The sequence below is a fragment of the Weizmannia agrestimuris genome (genome assembly GCF_943193165.1).
Classification (GTDB): domain Bacteria; phylum Bacillota; class Bacilli; order Bacillales; family Bacillaceae_C; genus Weizmannia; species Weizmannia faecalis.
The window spans coordinates 1-20,087 of sequence record NZ_CALPDC010000049.1 but is presented as its reverse complement, the minus strand read 5'-3'; the positions used below and the strand labels follow the sequence as shown (position 1 = coordinate 20,087).

Sequence of the window (20,087 nt, the reverse complement as noted above, 5' to 3'; positions counted from 1 at the left end):
GGACACCACTATATCCTTACTCTTGGGAAATCTACCTATTAACGGCGTTTGTTATATTTTCGTCACGGATTCAGGTTATAATAAAAATTTTAAAAAAAACCGGTAAAATGGTTCACGCATCCTTTTGAATGTGTTATACTAATGAACAACAAGTATAACACATTTGCCAAACAGTGCATATACTGGTGGCATACGGGAGGGGCAGTGAAAAGAAACCACATACATACGGAGCCATTTTCCGGTTCGAAAAGGATGGGAACGATACATGGAACAAAAAGAAATAGTGCATATCATCTCGGACTCGGTCGGAGAAACGGCTGAATTTGTTGTAAAAGCGGTTGCTGCGCAGTTTAACGGCGGCCACATTGAAATCAGGCGGCACCCGCATGTGGAAGAAACAGACGATATCGAACCGGTAATTGAGGCGGCAAAAAAACAAAATGCCATCATTGCTTACACGATTGTCGTTACCCCTTTGAAAGCATACATTGACCGCCGCGCCGGCGAAGAGGGGGTTATTGCGGTCGACCTGATGAATCCGTTGATGGAAGCTTTTATGAAAAAGTTTCACAAGGAGCCGTACCATCGCCCGAAATTAATGCGCAAGCTGGATCAGGAATACTTTAAAAAAATCGAAGCCATTGAATTTGCCGTGAAATATGATGACGGGCGCGATCCAACCGGGCTGAAAAAAGCGGACATTGTTCTGCTCGGCGTCTCCCGGACGTCGAAAACGCCGTTGTCCATGTATTTGGCGCACCACAGCTTTAAAGTGGCGAATGTCCCGATCGTGCCGGAAATCGCGCCGCCTGATGAATTGTTTTCCATCCCGCGGGAAAAATGCATCGGGCTGATGATTTCGCCCGAGAAACTGAATGAAATCCGGAAAGAACGGATCAGGGCAATGGGTTTAAAATCGGACGCCAATTATGCGAGCTTTGAACGGATTTATGAAGAACTCGTTTACGCGGAGAACATCATGCGGAGACTCAGATGCCCGGTCATTGATGTTTCGAATAAAGCGGTGGAGGAAACAGCAAGCCTTATTATTGAAATGTTCAAAAACAGGGAGGAGCTGCTCAAATGACAAAATTTGTCTACTTGTTCAACGAAGGCAACAGCCATATGCGCGACCTGCTCGGCGGCAAAGGGGCCAATCTAGCGGAAATGACAAACATCGGCCTGCCGGTGCCGTTCGGTTTCACAATTACAACCGAGGCATGCAATGACTATTATGCAAACGGCAAAAAAATTTCGGGCGCAGTCGAAACGCAAATTGAAGAAGCGCTTTTGACACTGGAAGAAAAAACCGGCAAAAAACTGGGCGGCAAGGAGAACCCGCTGCTCGTCTCCGTCCGCTCCGGCTCTGTGTTTTCGATGCCGGGGATGATGGATACGGTACTGAACCTCGGCATGAACGACGAGACCGTGGAAGCTGTCGCAGGACTGACCGGCAATCCGCGCTTTGCTTACGATTCGTACCGCCGGTTTATCCAAATGTTTTCTGACGTGGTGCTCGGCATTGATGTATACCATTTCGAACACTTGCTTGAACAAACCCGGGAACAAAAAGGGTATACAGCTGATCCGGAAATGACTGCGGAAGACTGGAAAGACATCATAGCCGGCTATAAAAAAATCGTTAAAAAACATACGAAACAGGATTTCCCGCAAGACCCGAAAACGCAACTGTACCTTGCCGTAAATGCCGTTTTCGATTCGTGGAATAACCAGCGTGCCATTGTATACCGCCGCCTGAATAAAATTCCGGACCATCTCGGGACCGCCGTCAATATCCAAAGCATGGTATTCGGAAATATGGGGGATGATTCCGGAACCGGCGTCGCTTTTACACGGAACCCGTCAACAGGCGAACGCGTGCTGTACGGCGAATATTTAATCAATGCCCAAGGCGAGGATGTCGTCGCCGGCATCCGCACCCCGCAGCCGATCCAGGTGCTGGCAAAAGACATGCCGGAAGTGTACCGCCAGTTTGTAAAAACAAGCAAATTACTGGAAGAACACTACAAAGACATGCAGGACATTGAATTTACGGTGGAACGCGGCAAACTGTACCTTTTGCAAACCCGGAACGGCAAACGGACGGCGCAGGCTGCAATCCGCATAGCCGTTGAAATGGTGAAAGAAGGCATTCTCGATAAAAAGACAGCGCTTTTAAGGGTTGATCCGGAACAGTTGAATCAGCTCCTGCACCGCCGTATTGATGATGTCGCGGCCAAAAACCATCTTGCAAAAGGGCTGCCGGCATCCCCGGGAGCTGCAACCGGCGCCGTTGTATTTGATGCTGATGAAGCGGAACGGCTCGGCAAGGAAGGGAAAAAAGTGATTTTAGTCCGCCCCGAAACGACACCGGATGATATTCACGGCATTATTGCATCCCAGGCGGTTGTGACAAGCCGCGGCGGGATGACGAGCCATGCGGCGGTTGTCGCGCGCGGGATGGGGAAAGCATGCATCTGCGGCTGCGAATCTTTGAAAATTGATTTGAAAGCGGAACAATTTACGGTCGGCGATACGGTTGTCCGTTACGGGGATGTCATCACGATCGACGGTTCGACAGGTGAAGTGATGCTCGGCGAAGTCCCGATGATCGACCCTGAGCTTTCCGACGAATTCAAAACACTGCTTGAATGGGCGGATGAGGTGCGCGATCTCGGCGTGCGCGCCAATGCCGACAACCCGGCGGACGCGAAAAAATCGCTCGAATTCGGTGCAGACGGCATCGGCCTTTGCCGGACGGAGCATATGTTTATGGACATTAAGCGCGTGCCGATCGTTCAGGAAATGATCCTCGCCGAGACTTTGGAAGAGCGCGAAAAAGCTTTGGATAAACTGCTTCCGATGCAGCAGGGCGATTTTGAAGGCATCTTTGAGGAAATGGCCGGCCATCCGGTGACGATCCGCCTGCTCGATCCGCCAATGCACGAATTTTTGCCGGATAAGGAAGAACTGCTAGTAGAAGTAACAAAACTGCAGCTTACGGCACCAGGCTCAAAAGAACTGGAAGAAAAAGAATACTTGCTGAAAAAAGTCCAGCATCTTGCTGAATTCAATCCGATGCTCGGCCACCGCGGCTGCCGGCTCGGCATGATTTTCCCTGAAATCTACGAAATGCAGGTCAAAGCAATTTTTTACGCTGCCGCTGCCGTCCTGCAAAAGGGAATAAAAGTCCAGCCGGAAATTATGATTCCGCTTGTCGGCCATGTGAATGAGCTGAAACGGATGCGCGCGCTCGTGACGGATATGGCGAATCAGGTCATGGAGGAAAAGGGCTTGAAATTCGATTATACAGTCGGCACGATGATCGAAATACCGCGCGCCGCCCTTACCGCAGACCAAATTGCAGAAGAAGCCGATTTCTTCTCGTTTGGCACGAATGACTTAACGCAAACGACATTCGGCTTCAGCCGCGACGATGCGGAAGGAAAATTTTTGCAGCAGTATATCGAGCAAAAAGTGCTGCCGGAAAATCCGTTTGCCGTCCTTGACCAGGAAGGCGTCGGCAAACTTGTCGAAACCGGCGTCAAACTCGGCCGCCAGACAAAACCGGGCTTGAAAACCGGCATTTGCGGCGAACACGGCGGTGAAAAAAGCTCGATCGAATTCTGCTACAAAACGGGCCTGAACTACGTCAGCTGCTCGCCTTACCGCGTACCGCTCGCAAGGCTCGCCGCTGCACAGGCCACCATCCGGAACAAAAAAGAAGACACCGGTAAAGTGACAGTCGCTGCAAAATAAATCATTTTTTACAAAGCGCACGGCGGGTTACCCCCCCCGTGTGCTTTTTTTCTGGCAGGCTCATGAAAAAAGCATGCCGGGGCGTGCTAACTCATAAGTAAAACATATCAATTAAGATGAAAAAGCCATTATTTAAATGATAAAAGAAGGAATGTAAGATTAAGGGGGAGGAGGGATGAGGGTGGCATTTCATTTTATCACAATCGACCATGTCCAGCTTGCTGCTCCACGTGGCAGTGAACAGACAGCCAAAAAGTTCTACGCGGAAATCCTCGGATTTACAGAAGTTGAAAAACCGGCAGAATTGAAAAAACGCGGCGGCTGCTGGTTTCAAAACGGAAAAATACAAATCCATATCGGCATTGAAGAACCTTTTTTACCCGCCAAAAAAGCGCATCCTGCATTTGAAGTCAGAAATCTCGAAAGCTTGAAAGACAGGTTTGCTCGCTATCAAGTTAAGTGGGCAGAAGACGGCAAGCTCCCAGGAGCAGCGCGCATTTACGCAACTGATCCATTCGGAAACCGGCTCGAATTTTTAGAATGGAAGAGCAAGTAAAAAAACGTGCAAAATGGTGAAATGAGAAATTGGCAATATCACTGTAAAATTGCGCAATCATGAAAGCAAATCCGTCTGGAAATCCAAAATGCGTGCATGCCTGCCCGGGTCTTGGTTAAAGTAACAAGGACGGAAGGAGGTATAAACATGGACAACACCCATAAATATGTGCAGAAGCTGAATGAACAGCAAAAGAAGCAGGAACAAAATAAAAAACGGCAGGGGAACGGAAGCCCGAGTGAAAAGCTGCCGACAAACCGGCACTAAAAAAATGGCGTGTGGAATACACGCCATTTTTCAAAAGAACGGGACAGCCACGCTCCAAAAAACGGGAACTAGTTTACATAATAATGTTATAAAAAACTAAACATTTCTTTACCGCTGAGATGCCTGTTTACCCGGAAAAATGGAAAAGGCAGCCAATCAGATGGCTGACTGGTTGCCCATGTTTTCTTCCGCTTTCATACTTCGCGCAATTTGTTGTGCATGGCGCTTTGCTTCTTTAACGGACTTTCCTTTTACCGTAATCAATCGTCCGTCAATAATGAAGTTGAAAATTCTGTTTCTCATATGTTATCACCTCTTCTTTGTTTACCCATTGTTCTTTTTTTAAAACATATGCTTCGTTCGGAAAGTTTGTTAGTAGTTGAAGATGCAGTTAGTAGTAAAAATATTGCAGCGGGCAGTTTCATGTTATCCGTCGTGCGCAGGAATTTTTTGCGGGACTCGGGCTTTACACTGATAAAATTATAACAGAAAAACAACGTAAATACAACATATTGATACGGAAAAGTTTTTTCTGCCCATATTTTGAAAAGCTCTGCTTTAAAACTAATAAAAATCACATCATTCATTTGGACAGGCAACAGAATGGCAAAATTTCGTTCGCTTTATGTAGCATAGTAAACAAATCTTAAAGAAGAAAGGATGCAAAATCTTGTCACTTAAAGAACATATCCTCCAATTGGAAAAATCGCTGCTTGAACCTTCGACACGCTCGGATCCGGCAAAATTGGGCGCATTGCTGGCGGAATCTTTTTTTGAATTCGGCTCATCGGGAAACATCTGGCATAAACGGAAATATACCGGACCGGGCGGCATTGGGGTGAGGGAGATGGCGCTTACAGATTTTGAAATGCATCCATTGGCTGATGGCGTGGTCCTTGCAACCTGCAGGGTGGACGACCGAACAAGAAAGCAGCAAACCTTGCGCAGTTCCATTTGGAAATATACGGACAGGAGCTGGAAAATGGTTTTTCACCAAGGAACGGTTGCCTCCTCCAAATAATGTTTTCGTTATTTTGAAAACGTTTAAAACAATATGGAAACCTGTTACAATGGGGGAAAGGCAAAAGGGAGGAATTTGGATGTTGAAAAACGATTTGGCCAAACGGCTGAAAACACGGTACCCGTTGATTCAGGCTCCGATGGCAGGGGGCATCACAACACCAGAGTTGGTGGCTGCGGTGTCAAACGCCGGCGGGCTGGGCATGATCGGGGCGGGGTACTTAACCGCTGCTCAAACAAAAGAACAAATCCGGGAAATCAAACAGTTAACCGGAAACCCTTTTGGCATCAATTTTTTTGTTCCCGGCGGGTTTGAAGCGGCAAATGAAAAAATAACAGCCGCAAATGACATTTTAAATCGGGTCCGCAAACAGTTAAAAATAGAGGCAAAAGCGGAAATAGAAGTTCCTGATTTATATAGCGTACAAGATCAATTTTTGGCACAGGTGCAAGTGGCCATCGAAGAGAAAGTGCCTGTTTGTTCATTCACTTTTGGAATACCTTCCGGGAAAGTGATCGAAAGGCTGAAACAAAACGGGATCCTCCTTATTGGAACGGCAACAACCGTCGATGAAGCGGTTGAAGTGGAGCAGGCCGGGATGGACATGGTGGTTGCGCAAGGCAGTGAAGCGGGGGGCCACCGGGGAAACTTTTTGAAAGACCATGAGGAAAGCATGATTGGCCTGATGTCACTGGTTCCCCAGGTTGCCGACAATGTCCGGATTCCCGTCATTGCGGCAGGCGGCGTGATGGATGGCAGGGGGCTTGCAGCAGCGCTTTGCTTGGGGGCGAAAGGCGTGCAAATGGGAACCGCCTTCCTGGCCTGTAAGGAAAGCGGCGCACATCAGGCCCATAAGGAAGCCGTTCTCCATGCGAAAGAAGATGAGCTTGTCCTCACCCGGTCATTTTCCGGAAAATGGGCAAGAGGCGTAAAAAATGCGTTTATCTCGGAAATGAAGCCGCATGAAGCGCTTTTTCCGGATTATCCCGTGCAAAATGCGCTCACACAGGATATCAGAAAGGCTGCCGGAAAGCAGAACAACCGTGAGTTTATGTCACTTTGGTCCGGCCAAAGCCCGCGGCTCGCAAAACAGCAAACGGCAAAAGCATTGATTGACCATGTCATAAAAGAAGCTGAAGAAATCATGGGCAAAATGCCTGAAACTCTATAATTTTTCGCCGGCAATGAAACAAGGCATCAAGGCACCACCTGTAGCGTTAAGTCCAGTCATTGCCTGGACTGTAGCAGAAACCATATTAGGAGCCATATTTGCTCCTCTGAGTGCAAATATAAAGAGTGGCAAACTATTTGGATTTAGACACCCATGCCGCAGTGAACGCGGCACCAGCAGAAGAATGAAAATCAGCCGGTGCAATTTTTCAGGATAGAAAAAACGGAAATTAATGGGCACGATAATCTTATTAAGAGGTGATGAAAACGATGGACAGTATTACAGCTATCTTTATTGTGGTATCAGTGATTATCTTGATTTCGTATTATATCCCCAGATTATCGTTTAATACAAAGTATGATGGATTTAAGTTATATCTAAATAGAGGCTTAATAGGTGTTCCTTCAGCTTTCTTATTAGCAAGCATTATTTTCTTGTTGATTGGAGCAATATTTTAAAAGCATTAGGGGAAGAAATTTGAAATTCATTGATGTAAAGCGGGAAGCATGCCGGTTCTGCCTGCCACTAAAGCGTGTTTCAAGGAAATTCCCCCCTGCTTTTTATTAATAGATACCGGCTCTGCCCGCAAGAATAGTTAACGGACTTCCCGGATTTGCGAGAGCGGGTAAAATACCGCTTCGGTTTTTCCCGCCAGTTCTTTCTTCGGAATAAGGCCGAGCCCGTTTCTGCTGTCTTCGCTGTACATCCGGTTATCGCCCATTACGAAATATTTATTTTTTGGCACGGTGAGAGGCCCGAAATTATTCGTCAGCTTGCTGCCTTCTTTACGTGCTGCTTTCAGGTTTTTCGCAAGGTAAGGCTCTTTGTGCAATTTCCCATTAATATAGAGATGGTCATTTTTGACTTGAATTGTATCTCCGGGAAGGCCAATAATCCGCTTTACATAGTTTTCTGTTTCCCCCTTGATGATGACGATGTCGCCTCTTTGGTAATCGGCAGCAGAATGGGCTTTATAGACGAGAATTTTATCATGGTTATGAAGTGTCGGCTCCATTGATTCCCCTTCAACCATATAAGGGGCAATGAAAAATCCCCTGATGACCCCTACAAGCAGAATGGCAAATATGAATGATTTTAACAAGCTTTTTATTCCTTTGCTCATTTGACCAGCTCCCATAACATATCTTCATCGTAATCTATTCTTCCAGAAAGGCAGGAAATCCTTTATATTATTTAATAATATGCAACATTCCAATGTTATAAACATAAGAAATGGGAACGCGGGAGCGATTTGTGCAAAATAATTTAGGCTATTTGGGTAGGAAAAGGAAGATCAATTTGCAAAAATATGATTATCAATGCCCGGCTTTCTGTTTTGCCAAGTGGGGCTCGGGAGAATAATGTTGCTGCAGATGATTTCACAATATTCAATGCACAAGAAGTGTGCCCGCAATATTTAGTATAGGAAGTAACGCTTGCAGACAGGGGATGATTTTTTGAAACTGGCTGGCGTGATTTTGGTGGAGGCTGGGGTGATTCTTCTTCCGTTTGGCATTTTGTAGTTCAGAAAAGAATGGAAAGCCTACCGGGAATTTTCCCCGAAAACCCAAAAGGTATTTGTGCTGATTGAAATATTCGATGTATTATCGGGTTTCCCTATACTGCCAACCTGGTGGATGTACCTTTCAGCATTCTGTATTGTGATGGGTGCCATCCTGATCAAAACGCATTAAGAATGCTGAAAAACGCGGCAGCAGACAGCGTCCTGCTGTTGTTTTGGGCGGGATGGGAAGTTATAGCCGAGTTTTCATAAAAAAGTGCTGAGCTGAGGGGGCTGCTGGATGTTAAAAAAAGCTTATGGGGCTGACTGTATTTTTACTGGCTGCGGATGTTTCATGTTGCCCGCTTATTTTTCAGCTTATCCATAAAGCTGAGGAGTTCCGCTGTCTGTTTTTTTCTGTTTTTTTCCATTGGGGAAGCGGAAGGGGGCGGAGAGTAAACGCTTGTTTCTTTATGGAACTTTTTCACATGATCACCTCAGCTGATTATCTGCAATAGTGTATGCAAAGCTGCGAAAAAATATGAAGGGCAATAACCGGTTTGTTATTGCCCTGAAGATTTTTTGCCGTACTTTTTCAGGATCTGTTCGTTTTCTTTCATGATTTTTAAAGTCGTCGGGCTTGTGCCAACCGAAGGAACACGGACTCTTGATTTTCTTCTGAAAGTTCTCCGGATATTTCCGGTTTCATTTCTCTGTGCCAGGAGCGCGCTGTTTTTTTTCATTTTTGTCACCGCCTTGTTTTTCAATCCATGTCGTCCGGCGGAGCCGCAAAATCATAAACATGGGCCATGATGACAAACAGGATACAATCCATTTCTGTAATGGCTCTGGAACCGGATATTTTTAATAGATACAATGCATCATGAAACAGATAAATCGGATGGAGCGCATAGTTTTCATCAATATGATACACCGTCTCCAGCCTGTCCAATTTCGCGCGGGCGGAACCGGGATTTGCGAAACTGTACAATGCCTGATCTTTTTCTGGCGGGGTGGTAAACGGCAAAATGTTAACGCTCATATCCGCTTTTTCCGCATAAGATGCCAGCACTTCTTTTAAACCTAACAGATATCCTTCTTTACTACCATAATACCCTACGATGCCCTCATCATTCAAGATGTCGAGCATATTTTTAGCCATTAACAGATTGTCCTGGATCAGAGACTCATTTGCAGAAACGGTTTTCGTAAATCTTTCCAATTCATATTTTCCGGCTTTGCGGAAATACATATTTAAAAAAATAAAACCGTCGATTGCTGCAAAAATAAGCGCGGTGATGGCATAGTTTTTAAAATTCATGAAAATGCTCGCCGGATGGATCGTCCAGTAAACCAGCGCACCGAATAAATAAACCAAATACCAGATTTTCCGGATCAGAAAAACTTTTGCATCCATCTTTTCTTCATTTTTTCCATACAGGTAAGTATAGATCACGAGACCGGCAAAACAAAGCCAAACAAAAGTTTTAAAAAACAGCGTTTCCAAATCTCCGCCTCCCTATATTCCCGAAAAGTACTGTCTGCCATTATTTTATCATAAAAAGGGGAACTTTTGTTTGCATTCCTGCATAAAAGGCAGAATTGATGAAATGTTCCTAGGATGATAGACTGATAAAGAAAGATATGTTAGAATTTAACAAAATATGGATGGGGAGCTGGCAGTTTTGGAAGCAAAAAATGCGTTAAACATCCGGCGGCTGGGCGGCAAGGAAAAACTTCCGATGGATTTACTGCTCCTTGCCGACCCGTCACGCGAAATGGTGATGGCTTATGCCAACCGCGGAGAATGCTATGTGGCGGAAATTGAAGAAAAGGTGATCGGCGTTTACATCCTGCTACCGGCGAGGCCGGGAATCGTGGAATTGGCGAATGTGGCGGTTGCAAAAGAACATCAAGGGAAAGGCTTTGGAAAACGGCTTGTGCTGGATGCCATCCGGAGGGCAGGAAAAAGAGGATTTAAAACGATCGAAGTAGGCACCGGCAATTCCAGCATCAGCCAGCTGGCCTTGTATCAAAAATGCGGTTTCCGGATCTCCGGGGTGGACAGAGGCTTTTTCGTCAGGCATTATGCTGAAACGATATACGAAAACGGGATTCGCTGCCGGGATATGGTACGGTTATCCCTCGATTTGGTAGAAACGACATGCAAGGGGTAATGGAATTGGAACTGGTCTTTTACAATGATGATTTCAAGCAGCAATTGGACAACTATACAATAACGGATGATCAGCTCCGTTTCACCGGCCATCCGGATGAAGCCATTGCCCTTGCAAAAGATGATCCGGAACGGCACCCTGTTGTTGCAGTCCGGCATGGCTGGATCACAAACTTTTTTGTGCTTCATGAAAAAAATGGCGCCAGGCCATATACAAGTCATCCGCATGCCATATTGCTGCGGACGTTTTCAACCGATTTCCACCAGCAGGGAAAAGGATACGCCAGGCAATGTTTAAAACAGCTGCCCCATTTTGTCCGTACCCATTTTCCGGAAATAGAGCAGATGGTTCTTGGGGTGAATACGGAAAATGTTGCTGCCCAAAATTTGTACAGACAAGCCGGGTTTGTGGATGAAGGGGGCAGGATGTTTGGAAAAAAAGGCGAATTGATTATTATGCATTACCATTTAGGCAAAGAAGGGATATACAGATGGAAATAAAAGAACTTGCAAACCGGGAAGAGTGGAAAGCAGCGTTTCCGGTGATGAAACAGCTGCGTAAACATTTGGACGAAGAACACTATCTCCAGCTGGTGGAAGAGGCGGCAGAAAAATCGGATTACAAGATGGCCGCAGTAATAGATGACGGAAACATTGTGGCGGTAACCGGCTATATGCCGATGATTACCTTGTACAACGGGCGGTTTATTTGGGTATGCGACCTGGTGACGGATGAAGCGCACAGATCAAAAGGGTACGGCGCCAGGCTTTTGGCGCATGTGGAAAAACAGGCCGGCGAAAACGGATACGGCATTGTATCCCTGTCATCCGGCCTGCAGAGAAAAGACGCACACCGGTTTTATGAAGAAAAAATGGATTATGATAAAGTCAGTTATGTTTTTTTAAAAAGATTGTAGTTTGTGCATTTTGGCTTAAAAAAGCGCAGTTTATCGCCGTACCTCTTCATCTCCCGGGATGGCCGGTGTTATAATGCTGATAAGAATCAAAATTGAGTTAAAAATGCGGCTAATCTCTTGACATTGTGACTAACTTAATATAGAATAATATTGAACTGGAAAACTGGAGCTAGGGTTCCGCTTCATTCAGAAGGTCTGCGACCGAGGGCTTCATCTCTTGTAATAAGACAAGAGGCACCTATTGATATAAAAGATCCGAGGGGAAAGGTTCAGTGTATTTCTTATGCGCTGATTCTTTCCCCTCTTTTTTTATTTTAAAGGAGGAATGAGGCATTGAATGTAATCGACCAAATTTATCCGGGTGTAGCCGTTGTTCTTTTTGATCAACAGGAAAGAGTATTACTTCAAAAGCGGGTAGATGTTGGAAAATGGGGTCTTCCAACCGGCCATGTTGAACCCGGGGAAACTGTTTCACAAGCAGCAATCAGAGAGATGCAAGAAGAGACAAACTTAACAATTCGGATAAAACAAATAATTGGTGTTTATTCCGACCCTGAATTTCAAGTTTTCAAGTATCCCGATGGAAAGTGTGTCCATTTTATCACCACTTGTTTTTTGGCGGAAATTGCAGGAGGAAAGCTGCAAAACAATTCTTCCGAATCTTTAGCACTCCAGTTTTTTCAGAAAGATCAGCTTCCTGCAAATTTATTAAAAATGGTTCCGCTGTGGCTTGGGGACGCTTTAGCAGGCTATGCAGGTGCATTTATCCGATAAGATTTAAACGAAAAGAACAGGAGGGGTAGTTCAATATGAAACAAAAAATCTTTCTGACAGCACCTTTTAAAAAAGTGATGGATCTCCAAACATTATAATTGTAAGTCTCTCTGTTTCCAAATTTCAGATAAAAACAAATGTCAGCAAGAGCTACATAAAACCGTCCAGAAAAGATATACCGTCATTCTTTTGGTCGTAAAAATGTAATTACCAAACCAATTGTTTTAACAATATATTTCGTTATCAAAAAATGTGAAAGGTCGTTTTCAAATGGAATCGAATGAGAAATTAAAAGTCCCATACTCATTAGAAGTAGTGCCAAAAAAGGAACAGCAAATTGCTTCGTTGCAGATTGCACTGTTATGGATCGGAGCAGGATTAGGACTGGCTGCTATTTTTTCAGGAAATACACTGGCAGGTCTTGGTTTGACGAATGGATTACTGACGATTATCGTTGGCATGCTTGTCGGGTCAGTTCCTATGTATTTCATGTCCCGCATTGGAACAAGAGAGGGAGTATCAGGTATGATTGCTACCCGTGCTTCATTTGGGATTAGAGGTTCTTTTTTTCCGAGCTTGTGCAATGCGCTGCAGTTAATTGGCTGGACAGCTGTGATGATTCTGATGGCAGCTGAAGCCTGTGTATCTTTAAAATTTGCAGGAATTCTTGGGAACCGAGATTTTTGGATTATCTTGATTGGTTTGATCACAACGGTTAACGCGCTTTTGAAACACAATCATTTAAAATGGTTTCAGATATTTACAGTTGGTGCAACATTGATTTTATCCATCATCATGACCTATGCTGTTTTGTCAACAGTAAATGTTGCAGACTTAATGGACAAGAAACCTAAAGGTCATCTTACTTTCTCTCTCGGATTAGATTATGTGATCGGCATGTGCCTTTCCTGGGTTCCTTTGGTTGCAGACTATTCCCGGTATGCAAGGAATATTAACGGGGCCGCACACGCTACATATTGGGGTTATGCGCTATCCAGCATCTGGATGTACTTTGTTGGCTTGCTTTGTACCATTGCTACTGGCCTTTGGAATGCAAGCCCAATTCCAATCATGGGTGCACTGGGCTTGGGTATCCCAGGTCTGCTTATTATTTTTTTTTCCACTGTAACGACAGCTTTTCTAGATGTTTTTTCAGCAGGTGTTTCTGCAAGCAATTTATTTCCAAAGTTTTCGGAGAGGCGTCTTGTATTCATTGCAGGAGTGTCAGGCACACTGATTTCGCTGGTGTTTCCAATTGATAAATATCAAAGCTTTTTATTAATCCTTGGTGCTGTCTTTATTCCCATTGAAAGCATCGTATTGGTTGATTATTTTTTAATCCGTAAACACCTGAAGCTAGCAGACTTGACTAAACCAGAAGGATCGTACTGGTACCGGGGCGGTGTTAATCTGGTAGCTTTCGTCGCTTTTGTGGTTGGTTTTGCTCTCTATGAAGTCAGCTATTTTCAAGCTTGGCCAATTGGTTCGTCATTTATTAGTCTGATTATTACGGCAGTCCTTTATTATTTCCTTATGAGACTTCTTCATAGGGATCAATTTTCAAAGGTTAGAAGCAGTGGCATATACAAGAATCATGCAGCAGGCTGATAAGTTATTTTCAAAAACATTATAACAAATGGATGGGATCCAATCTGTCAAATGCAGAAAAAAATAATACTATGATCATTTTAGAAGAGGTGTATATTAGATGAGACCACAGGTATTAACAATTGCAGGAACTGACAGCGGTGGCGGTGCAGGTATTCAGGCCGACCTGAAAACTTTTGAAGAGAGGGGTGTCTACGGCATGTCTGTAATCGTTGCCGTGACAGCGCAAAATACAAAAGGAGTTCAGGGAATTTTTCCAATGCCGGTTGACAGCATTGTCCGTCAAATGGAATCCATTGCGGACGACTTTTCAATTGCAGCTTTAAAAACGGGTATGCTGTTTGATGCAGAACGCATAGAAGCTGTTGTTGACGGAATTAAACGATTTAAATGGAGGCCGCTGGTTGTGGATCCGGTCATGATTGCAAAAGGTGGGACACATCTCGTTGCTCCTGAAGCAATTGCGACGATTAAAAAGAAATTGGTTCCGGTTGCTGATGTCATTACACCGAATACACCGGAGGCGGAAGTTCTGTCAGAAATGACGATACGTACTGATCAGGACCGGGAGCACGCAGCACGACTGATTCTCAAAAGAGGGGCAGGTGCTGTGCTGTTAAAGGGCGGACATGATCTGGTTACATCAGAAACTGTTCGTGATTGTCTGGTGACGAGGGAGCAGACAATATGGCTCGAATCCAAACGCATTGATACCGTTCACACTCATGGAACTGGTTGTACATTGTCTTCATTGATTACAGCTGAGTTGGCGAAGGGCCATCCCTTAGAAGACAGCGTAAAAACAGCTAAAAAATTATTGACAAGAGCAATCTCTGAGAGCCCGGGAATTGGGCATGGACATGGACCAATTGCCCATTGGGTATTAAGAGATGAAGATGGAGAAAGATTACAAAGCTAAATTCACATAATATAACCCCTGCCGGTGATTTTCATTAAGCTTTACAAAGCATAATAGAAAAGCTATAATTGAAAAAAGTAAATCTTTCAAACTACTAGGGGTGCCCGGATTTGGCGGGCTGAGAGAAAAACCGGCGTTTTTCAACCCTTTGGACCTGATCCGGATCATACCGGCGTAGGAAAGTAGGAATTTGTAAAAAAATTTCTTGCTGATGAAGTCAGGTCTTTTCGGGCCTGGCTTTTTTGCATGGGAAGGGGTGGGACAAATGAAACTGGATGAGCAGGTGGTTGTCGTCACAGGCGGAAGCAGGGGGTTAGGCAAAGCAGTTGTAAAAGCTTTTGCAAGAGAAGGGGCGGGCGTTGTCATCAACTATTTTGAGAGTGAGGGGAAGGCAAAGGATCTTCAGCATATTTTAGGAGAAAAAGCGGTTGCCCTGAAGGCGGATGTAAGGGATCCGGCGCAGGTAAGAAAGATGTTCCGGCAGGCCGAAGCTTATTTTTCCAGGCCTGTCACGACAATTGTAAATAATGCCCTCGTGCATTTCCGCTTTGATCCGGAATCCCGGCACGATGCTTCCCGAATTTCGTGGGAGGAATACAGCTTGCAGATGGAAGGTGCGGTTCGCGGCGCATTAAATACCATACAGGCCGGCCTTGCGGAAATGAAACGGCTGCATTTCGGCAGGGTGATCAATATTGGCACAAACCTGTTTCAAAATCCGGTTGTCGCCTACCATGATTACAATACGAGCAAGGCAGCGCTCCTCGGCTTCACCCGGAGCATGGCGAAAGATCTGGGGCAATATGGCATTACCGTTAATATGGTATCCGGCGGCCTTCTGAAAACGACGGATGCAAGTGCGGCCACATCTGAAGAGGTTTTTCAATTGATTCAGGCAACAACCCCGCTGCAAAAGGTGACAGAACCGGAAGACGTTGCGGATGCCGTGTTGTTTTTTGCATCGCCATGGGCCAGGGCGGTAACCGGACAAAATCTCGTCGTTGACGGCGGACTTGTAATGGATTAGGCGGATGGACCTTACCCTGCAAGAAAATCCCCATTTAGAGGTATGACAACGATTAGGTGTAAATCAAATGCCTGTGAAATTTGGAGAATACGCGAGTAAATGAGAGACAATTGTACTTTATTGAAGGAGGGAATGGAAATGGAAAAAGAAAAACCAATTGAACTGCTTGAAAAAATCAGGGAAGCCAATCCGCTTATCCATAATATCACGAATATTGTGGTGGCTAATTTTACAGCAAACGGGCTGTTGGCACTTGGCGCATCTCCGGTAATGGCCGATGCGGTGGAAGAAGTTGCCGATATGGCGAAAGCGGCAAATGCGGTCGTGTTAAATATCGGCACTTTGAACGAAAAAGCCGTCGAAGCAATGATTTTGGCGGGAAAGTCTGCAAATGAAAATGGCGTTCCGGTCGTCCTTGATCCGGTAGCTGCCGGTTCAACCCGTTACCGGACAGAAACGGCAAAAAAATTGCTGAAAGAAATCCGCTTCACATCCATCAGGGGAAATGCCGGAGAAATCGCCAATCTGATCGGAATAGATGCCAAAGTAAAAGGCGTCGATGCAGGAGATACCGGCCTGGATACGGGCGAACTCGCTTTAAAAGCGGCAAAAACGCTTCATACTACGATCGTGGTAAGTGGCAAGACGGATGCGGTGTCAAACGGTACAAACCTTTATCTCGTACATAACGGCCACCCGCTTTTAACAAAAGTCACCGGGACAGGCTGCCTTTTGTCCGCGGTTTGCGGCGCTTTTCTCGCTGTTGAGAAAGATCCGGTCCAGGCATCTGTTTCGGCGCTTGCGATTTACGGCGCTGCTGCGGAAATCGCAAGGGAAAAAACAGGCGGGGATTTGCCGGGCAGTTTTCAAATGGCATTTTTAGACCAGCTGGCAGAAATAGGGGCTGAAGAAATCCAAAAATATGCCTCTTTTGAAAAGAAAGAAGGATGAACGTCATGAAAAAAGCACTTACCATTGCCGGTTCTGATTCCGGGGGCGGTGCAGGCATCCAGGCAGACTTGAAAACATTTCAGGAATTGGAAGTATACGGCATGTCCGTGATTACCGCGGTGACAGCGCAAAATACACGCGGCGTCCAGGGGGTATTTCCGCTCGGACCCGAAGCCGTCTCCCGCCAATTGGAGTCCATTGCCGGAGATATGGGGACGGATGCGCTAAAAACCGGCATGTTGTTTGATTCCGGCATCATCGAAGTGGCCGCGGAAAAAATCAAAACCTACCGCTGGGAAAAACTCGTTGTGGACCCGGTGATCATTGCAAAAGGCGGGGAAACCCTTTTGCAAAAGGAAGCGGTTCAAGCCTTAAAAAGCAAGCTGCTTCCGCTCGCCTTCATTGTGACGCCGAATCTTCCGGAAGCAGAGGAACTGGCAGGAATGCCCATCCGAAATGCCGGGGATCGGAAGGAAGCGGCACGCATCATTGCGGATTGCGGCCCCCGGTATGTCCTTATTAAAGGCGGCCATAACGCATCTTCCCCGGTTTCGAGCGACTTGCTTTTTGACGGGGTGAATTTTTACGAATATACAGCGAAAAGGTACGCAACAAAAAATACGCACGGCACCGGCTGTACGTTTTCTTCGGCGATTACGGCGGAATTGGCAAAAGGCGCGGATATATTTGCTGCAGTGTCGACAGCAAAAGCATTCATTTCCGCCGCGATCGAAGACGGCATTCAAATTGGACACGGGCACGGGCCGACAAACCATTGGGCGTACCAAAAAAGGAGAATGAAAAACGGATGACAGCCGAATATTTGCGTGGCGCATTGAAACTGTATTTTATTATGGGCAGCCCGAACTGCACGCTGCCGCCGGAACAAGTGCTGGAAAAGGCCATCAGGGGCGGCGTCACCCTTTTTCAATTCCGTGAAAAAGGGAACGGTGCACGAAAAGGCGAAGAAAAGAAAGCGCTTGGTGAAAAATTGAAGTGGATATGCCAAAAAAACGGGATTCCTTTTCTTGTAAATGATGATATTGCACTTGCGTTGGAACTGGATGCTGATGGTGTGCATGTCGGGCAGGAAGATGAACCGCTGGCATCCGTACGAGAAAAGTTGGGGGATAAGATCATCGGCGTCTCGGCCTATACGTTGGAGGAAGCCAGGCAGGCAGCAAACGGAGGCGCGGATTATCTTGGCGTCGGCCCAATTTTTCCGACGAAATCGAAAGAAGATGCGAAAGAAGCGAAAGGCACAGCCGTCATTCGCGAAATCCGCCAAAATGGCATCCGGATTCCAATTGTCGGAATTGGCGGCATAGGGCCGGGCAATGCAAAAAGCGTCATAGAAGCGGGCGCAGACGGCGTTTCCGTCATTTCTGCGATCGCAGGCGCGGAAGATGCAGAAGCGGCAGCTGTCCTGTTGAAAAGGGAGCTCGCTTTATAATGAAGGCGTAAAGCCCTGCGCCTTTTGACAGTTTAAAAATGGAATCAAGATAAGCCGGGTGTAGGAGCCTGGCTTTTTTGGTGCCAAGCAGGCTGAATGGCGGTGAATTTTTTGCGAGAATTTTTCAATATCTTGGTTGATAAAACGTTTGTTCTTGTGATAAAATACAAACAAACATTCCGGTGGAAGGGAAGGTGAGGGCTGTTAAAACCAGATAACCTCTCATCATTTGTTGTTTTTTGTGCTGGCAAGGCGCAGAGAATGGTTTATGCGAATAAGGGGGAGAGGCAGTGGAAAATTACAGAAAATGGGAGGATGTACCGGAAAATCTGAAAACAAAAACACAGCTGAAAGCATTAAAACGGAAGCCTGTCGGGGAACCCAAAGCGATGAAAATCGGCTATCGCGGAAAAAAATATCCTTTGTACGATATAAACGAAACACAGGTCGTGAAACAAAGACAAACGGATATATCCAAACTCGAAATGACGATTCATAACATCGCTGAATCTCTATATATTATCAACAAGTCAGCTAAAAAAAGCAGGGATACAAAAAAGATAAACTATTTTGACAGGAATTATGGTGTGGTCAACAGAGCAAAAACACGGCAATTAAAACTGTATGCATTAAAAGATGCTGTCCTCCGCAAGTTGCTTGATGAAAATAAGGCTGAAATGATCGGCTATCATACTCAGAATGGAAAGAAATTGCTGCTCATTCAGCTGGAAGACTACACCTTTCATTTACCGGCAGAACAAGGCCAGACGAAATGTTTGAAGCACCTGGGCGAAATTGCTATTATTCCGGCAGCGGCAACAAGAAAAGTTACGCTAAAATATAATGAAGCGGTAAAACTTTTAGAAACCTTTTTGCAAAAGGATTGAAAACAGCGAATCCGGAAAGTCAAACGGGAGACATGCGGGATTTTCTTAAAATGTTTTTCAAAGTTTACGCAAATGATGGTAAAATTTAGATAGCAATTTGGGAAAGGAGCAGGCATGATGGCGGACGGTGTTGTTGTTTCGGTAAATACAGGCAAACCAAAGGCGCTTGCCTATAAACAGAAAGTGGTGCAGAGTGGCATTTTTAAAACACCACAGGAAGGCCCGGTATATCTGGCAAAAGAAAATTTCGAAGGGGACAAGCAGGCGGACCTTGTGCATCATGGCGGAGCGGATAAAGCAGTCTGCGTGTATGTTGGTGATCATTTTCCGGTATGGGGGAAGAAATTTAACCGGACTTTTGAGCCGGGGGCATTTGGCGAAAATATTACGCTCTCGGGATGTTCGGAAGCAGATATCCATATCGGCGATGTTTTTCAAATGGGGGAAGCGGTTGTGCAGGTATCACAGCCGCGGGAGCCTTGCTATAAAATTGCTGCGAAACACGGATTGGACAGTTTTCCTGCCGATATTGTGGAAACTGGCTGGTCCGGCTTCTATATGCGTGTGCTCGAAGAAGGTTTTGTCCGGAAAAATGACAGCTTTATCCTCCTTGAAAAAGGGGAAAAACAGCTTTCCATCCTGCATATCAATAACATCAGATACCATGATAGAACAAATTTTGATGCGATAGAAGAAATTTTAAGTGTAAAGGTGCTTGCCAGTGACTGGCAAAAACCATTCCGGAAATTATGGCTGAAAAAAGGGAATGGATAAAAGAAACGGCTGCTGTGACAGGAGTACTGCGGTTCCCTGAAAACGACCTGTACGTATGTAACAGAGGAAGCTCAATGCTGTTCCGCCATCTTAACTTGTAGCATAGATCCCTGTTTCTTCATTATATTAAGGAGCAGGGATCTTAAAAAAAGATGGAAAACATTACCTTGCTCTATCTTATTGACTTAAGTTACGGATAAATGTTATGATAAATGAGCTGACCCGTTAGGTGGATAAACAACGGGGTTAAAAAAAGATGTTGACAGCGAATTGATATTTTGATATAATAATTAAGTCGCTGTTAAGAACAGCAAAGATTGTTCCTT

General features: G+C 45.4%; 22 protein-coding genes and 1 riboswitch. Of the genes, 18 read left to right on the top strand and 4 right to left on the bottom strand.

Annotated elements, in window-relative coordinates:
* Positions 1 to 265 precede the first annotated feature (265 nt).
* The 4 genes from NFR98_RS13780 (at position 266) to NFR98_RS13765 (ending at position 4,582) form a co-directional block, all read left to right on the top strand.
* Positions 266 to 1,087, top strand: a complete 822-nt coding sequence (locus NFR98_RS13780) for a pyruvate, water dikinase regulatory protein (protein WP_013859320.1) — start codon at positions 266 to 268, stop codon at positions 1,085 to 1,087.
* Positions 1,084 to 3,759, top strand: coding sequence for a pyruvate, phosphate dikinase (gene ppdK / locus NFR98_RS13775; RefSeq protein ID WP_061087091.1), 2,676 nt, complete (start codon positions 1,084 to 1,086; stop codon positions 3,757 to 3,759). Before NFR98_RS13780 ends, ppdK begins: the two co-directional genes overlap by 4 nt.
* A gap of 181 nt (positions 3,760 to 3,940) precedes the next feature.
* On the top strand, positions 3,941 to 4,315 hold the full coding sequence (locus NFR98_RS13770; RefSeq protein WP_035188957.1) for a VOC family protein: 375 nt from the start codon (positions 3,941 to 3,943) through the stop codon (positions 4,313 to 4,315).
* Between the two features lie 147 nt (positions 4,316 to 4,462).
* Entirely contained in the window at positions 4,463 to 4,582 is a 120-nt protein-coding gene (locus NFR98_RS13765; RefSeq protein WP_035188959.1) for a DUF4023 family protein, read from the top strand.
* Positions 4,583 to 4,738: 156 nt separating this feature from the next.
* Here the strand turns inward: NFR98_RS13765 and NFR98_RS13760 are convergent, their stop codons facing one another.
* The gene (locus tag NFR98_RS13760) at positions 4,739 to 4,885 is read right to left on the bottom strand and encodes a hypothetical protein (protein ID WP_013859324.1); all 147 of its coding nucleotides are present in this window, start codon (positions 4,883 to 4,885) and stop codon (positions 4,739 to 4,741) included.
* Between the two features lie 367 nt (positions 4,886 to 5,252).
* Here NFR98_RS13760 and NFR98_RS13755 point away from each other — a divergent pair, with 367 nt between their 5' ends.
* Both NFR98_RS13755 and NFR98_RS13750 read left to right on the top strand, forming a co-directional pair.
* Complete coding sequence (locus NFR98_RS13755) at positions 5,253 to 5,603, top strand: nuclear transport factor 2 family protein (RefSeq protein WP_207369211.1); 351 nt, start codon at positions 5,253 to 5,255, stop codon at positions 5,601 to 5,603.
* A 79-nt stretch (positions 5,604 to 5,682) separates the two neighbouring features.
* On the top strand, positions 5,683 to 6,774 hold the full coding sequence (locus NFR98_RS13750; RefSeq protein WP_251460346.1) for an NAD(P)H-dependent flavin oxidoreductase: 1,092 nt from the start codon (positions 5,683 to 5,685) through the stop codon (positions 6,772 to 6,774).
* A gap of 595 nt (positions 6,775 to 7,369) precedes the next feature.
* Here the strand turns inward: NFR98_RS13750 and lepB are convergent.
* From lepB to NFR98_RS13735, 3 genes are all read right to left on the bottom strand, one after another.
* Positions 7,370 to 7,897, bottom strand: a complete 528-nt coding sequence (lepB, locus tag NFR98_RS13745; RefSeq protein WP_019721229.1) for a signal peptidase I — start codon at positions 7,895 to 7,897, stop codon at positions 7,370 to 7,372.
* Positions 7,898 to 8,838: 941 nt separating this feature from the next.
* The gene (locus NFR98_RS13740) at positions 8,839 to 9,018 is read right to left on the bottom strand and encodes a hypothetical protein (RefSeq protein WP_029141588.1); all 180 of its coding nucleotides are present in this window, start codon (positions 9,016 to 9,018) and stop codon (positions 8,839 to 8,841) included.
* Positions 9,019 to 9,038: 20 nt separating this feature from the next.
* A complete protein-coding gene (locus NFR98_RS13735) occupies positions 9,039 to 9,782 on the bottom strand; it encodes a type II toxin-antitoxin system SpoIISA family toxin (RefSeq protein ID WP_013859330.1) in 744 nt (247 codons plus the stop codon).
* A gap of 157 nt (positions 9,783 to 9,939) precedes the next feature.
* Between NFR98_RS13735 and NFR98_RS13730 the strand changes: the two genes are divergently transcribed.
* From NFR98_RS13730 to NFR98_RS13675, 12 genes are all read left to right on the top strand, one after another.
* Positions 9,940 to 10,452: a GNAT family N-acetyltransferase gene (locus tag NFR98_RS13730; protein ID WP_013859331.1), complete on the top strand. Its 513-nt coding sequence runs from the start codon at positions 9,940 to 9,942 to the stop codon at positions 10,450 to 10,452.
* Positions 10,452 to 10,952 carry a GNAT family N-acetyltransferase gene (locus NFR98_RS13725; protein ID WP_013859332.1) on the top strand — a complete coding sequence of 167 codons (501 nt, stop codon included), beginning with the start codon at positions 10,452 to 10,454 and terminating at the stop codon, positions 10,950 to 10,952. Before NFR98_RS13730 ends, NFR98_RS13725 begins: the two co-directional genes overlap by 1 nt.
* Entirely contained in the window at positions 10,943 to 11,368 is a 426-nt protein-coding gene (locus tag NFR98_RS13720) for a GNAT family N-acetyltransferase (RefSeq protein ID WP_013859333.1), read from the top strand. Before NFR98_RS13725 ends, NFR98_RS13720 begins: the two co-directional genes overlap by 10 nt.
* A 333-nt stretch (positions 11,369 to 11,701) precedes the next feature.
* Positions 11,702 to 12,142, top strand: a complete 441-nt coding sequence (locus tag NFR98_RS13715; RefSeq protein WP_017550096.1) for an NUDIX domain-containing protein — start codon at positions 11,702 to 11,704, stop codon at positions 12,140 to 12,142.
* A gap of 270 nt (positions 12,143 to 12,412) precedes the next feature.
* Positions 12,413 to 13,750, top strand: coding sequence for a putative hydroxymethylpyrimidine transporter CytX (gene cytX / locus NFR98_RS13710; RefSeq protein ID WP_013859334.1), 1,338 nt, complete (start codon positions 12,413 to 12,415; stop codon positions 13,748 to 13,750).
* Between the two features lie 100 nt (positions 13,751 to 13,850).
* Entirely contained in the window at positions 13,851 to 14,669 is an 819-nt protein-coding gene (thiD, locus tag NFR98_RS13705; RefSeq protein ID WP_013859335.1) for a bifunctional hydroxymethylpyrimidine kinase/phosphomethylpyrimidine kinase, read from the top strand.
* An 86-nt stretch (positions 14,670 to 14,755) separates the two neighbouring features.
* Positions 14,756 to 14,867: riboswitch (TPP riboswitch) on the top strand.
* A gap of 67 nt (positions 14,868 to 14,934) precedes the next feature.
* Positions 14,935 to 15,696 carry a 3-oxoacyl-ACP reductase gene (locus tag NFR98_RS13700; protein ID WP_013859336.1) on the top strand — a complete coding sequence of 254 codons (762 nt, stop codon included), beginning with the start codon at positions 14,935 to 14,937 and terminating at the stop codon, positions 15,694 to 15,696.
* A 138-nt stretch (positions 15,697 to 15,834) separates the two neighbouring features.
* A complete protein-coding gene (thiM, locus tag NFR98_RS13695; protein ID WP_013859337.1) occupies positions 15,835 to 16,647 on the top strand; it encodes a hydroxyethylthiazole kinase in 813 nt (270 codons plus the stop codon).
* Between the two features lie 5 nt (positions 16,648 to 16,652).
* Positions 16,653 to 17,459: a bifunctional hydroxymethylpyrimidine kinase/phosphomethylpyrimidine kinase gene (thiD, locus tag NFR98_RS13690; protein WP_013859338.1), complete on the top strand. Its 807-nt coding sequence runs from the start codon at positions 16,653 to 16,655 to the stop codon at positions 17,457 to 17,459.
* On the top strand, positions 17,456 to 18,100 hold the full coding sequence (gene thiE / locus NFR98_RS13685) for a thiamine phosphate synthase (RefSeq protein ID WP_061566654.1): 645 nt from the start codon (positions 17,456 to 17,458) through the stop codon (positions 18,098 to 18,100). The genes thiD (NFR98_RS13690) and thiE overlap by 4 nt, the downstream gene beginning before the upstream one ends.
* 290 nt (positions 18,101 to 18,390) lie before the next feature.
* The gene (locus NFR98_RS13680; RefSeq protein WP_013859340.1) at positions 18,391 to 18,987 is read left to right on the top strand and encodes a YkyB family protein; all 597 of its coding nucleotides are present in this window, start codon (positions 18,391 to 18,393) and stop codon (positions 18,985 to 18,987) included.
* Positions 18,988 to 19,104: 117 nt separating this feature from the next.
* A complete protein-coding gene (locus tag NFR98_RS13675) occupies positions 19,105 to 19,761 on the top strand; it encodes an MOSC domain-containing protein (protein ID WP_029143037.1) in 657 nt (218 codons plus the stop codon).
* Positions 19,762 to 20,087: the final 326 nt, after the last annotated feature.

Coding starts and splice junctions, on each gene's coding strand:
- NFR98_RS13740 (WP_029141588.1), bottom strand. CDS start 9,018: ATGAAAAAAAACAGCGCGCTCCTGGCACAGAGAAATGAAACCGGAAAT.
- thiE (WP_061566654.1), top strand. CDS start 17,456: ATGACAGCCGAATATTTGCGTGGCGCATTGAAACTGTATTTTATTATG.
- NFR98_RS13750 (WP_251460346.1), top strand. CDS start 5,683: ATGTTGAAAAACGATTTGGCCAAACGGCTGAAAACACGGTACCCGTTG.
- NFR98_RS13700 (WP_013859336.1), top strand. CDS start 14,935: ATGAAACTGGATGAGCAGGTGGTTGTCGTCACAGGCGGAAGCAGGGGG.
- thiM (WP_013859337.1), top strand. CDS start 15,835: ATGGAAAAAGAAAAACCAATTGAACTGCTTGAAAAAATCAGGGAAGCC.
- lepB (WP_019721229.1), bottom strand. CDS start 7,897: ATGAGCAAAGGAATAAAAAGCTTGTTAAAATCATTCATATTTGCCATT.
- cytX (WP_013859334.1), top strand. CDS start 12,413: ATGGAATCGAATGAGAAATTAAAAGTCCCATACTCATTAGAAGTAGTG.
- NFR98_RS13720 (WP_013859333.1), top strand. CDS start 10,943: ATGGAAATAAAAGAACTTGCAAACCGGGAAGAGTGGAAAGCAGCGTTT.
- NFR98_RS13725 (WP_013859332.1), top strand. CDS start 10,452: ATGGAATTGGAACTGGTCTTTTACAATGATGATTTCAAGCAGCAATTG.
- NFR98_RS13780 (WP_013859320.1), top strand. CDS start 266: ATGGAACAAAAAGAAATAGTGCATATCATCTCGGACTCGGTCGGAGAA.
- thiD (WP_013859338.1), top strand. CDS start 16,653: ATGAAAAAAGCACTTACCATTGCCGGTTCTGATTCCGGGGGCGGTGCA.
- ppdK (WP_061087091.1), top strand. CDS start 1,084: ATGACAAAATTTGTCTACTTGTTCAACGAAGGCAACAGCCATATGCGC.
- NFR98_RS13675 (WP_029143037.1), top strand. CDS start 19,105: ATGGCGGACGGTGTTGTTGTTTCGGTAAATACAGGCAAACCAAAGGCG.
- NFR98_RS13730 (WP_013859331.1), top strand. CDS start 9,940: ATGGATGGGGAGCTGGCAGTTTTGGAAGCAAAAAATGCGTTAAACATC.
- NFR98_RS13765 (WP_035188959.1), top strand. CDS start 4,463: ATGGACAACACCCATAAATATGTGCAGAAGCTGAATGAACAGCAAAAG.
- NFR98_RS13760 (WP_013859324.1), bottom strand. CDS start 4,885: ATGAGAAACAGAATTTTCAACTTCATTATTGACGGACGATTGATTACG.
- thiD (WP_013859335.1), top strand. CDS start 13,851: ATGAGACCACAGGTATTAACAATTGCAGGAACTGACAGCGGTGGCGGT.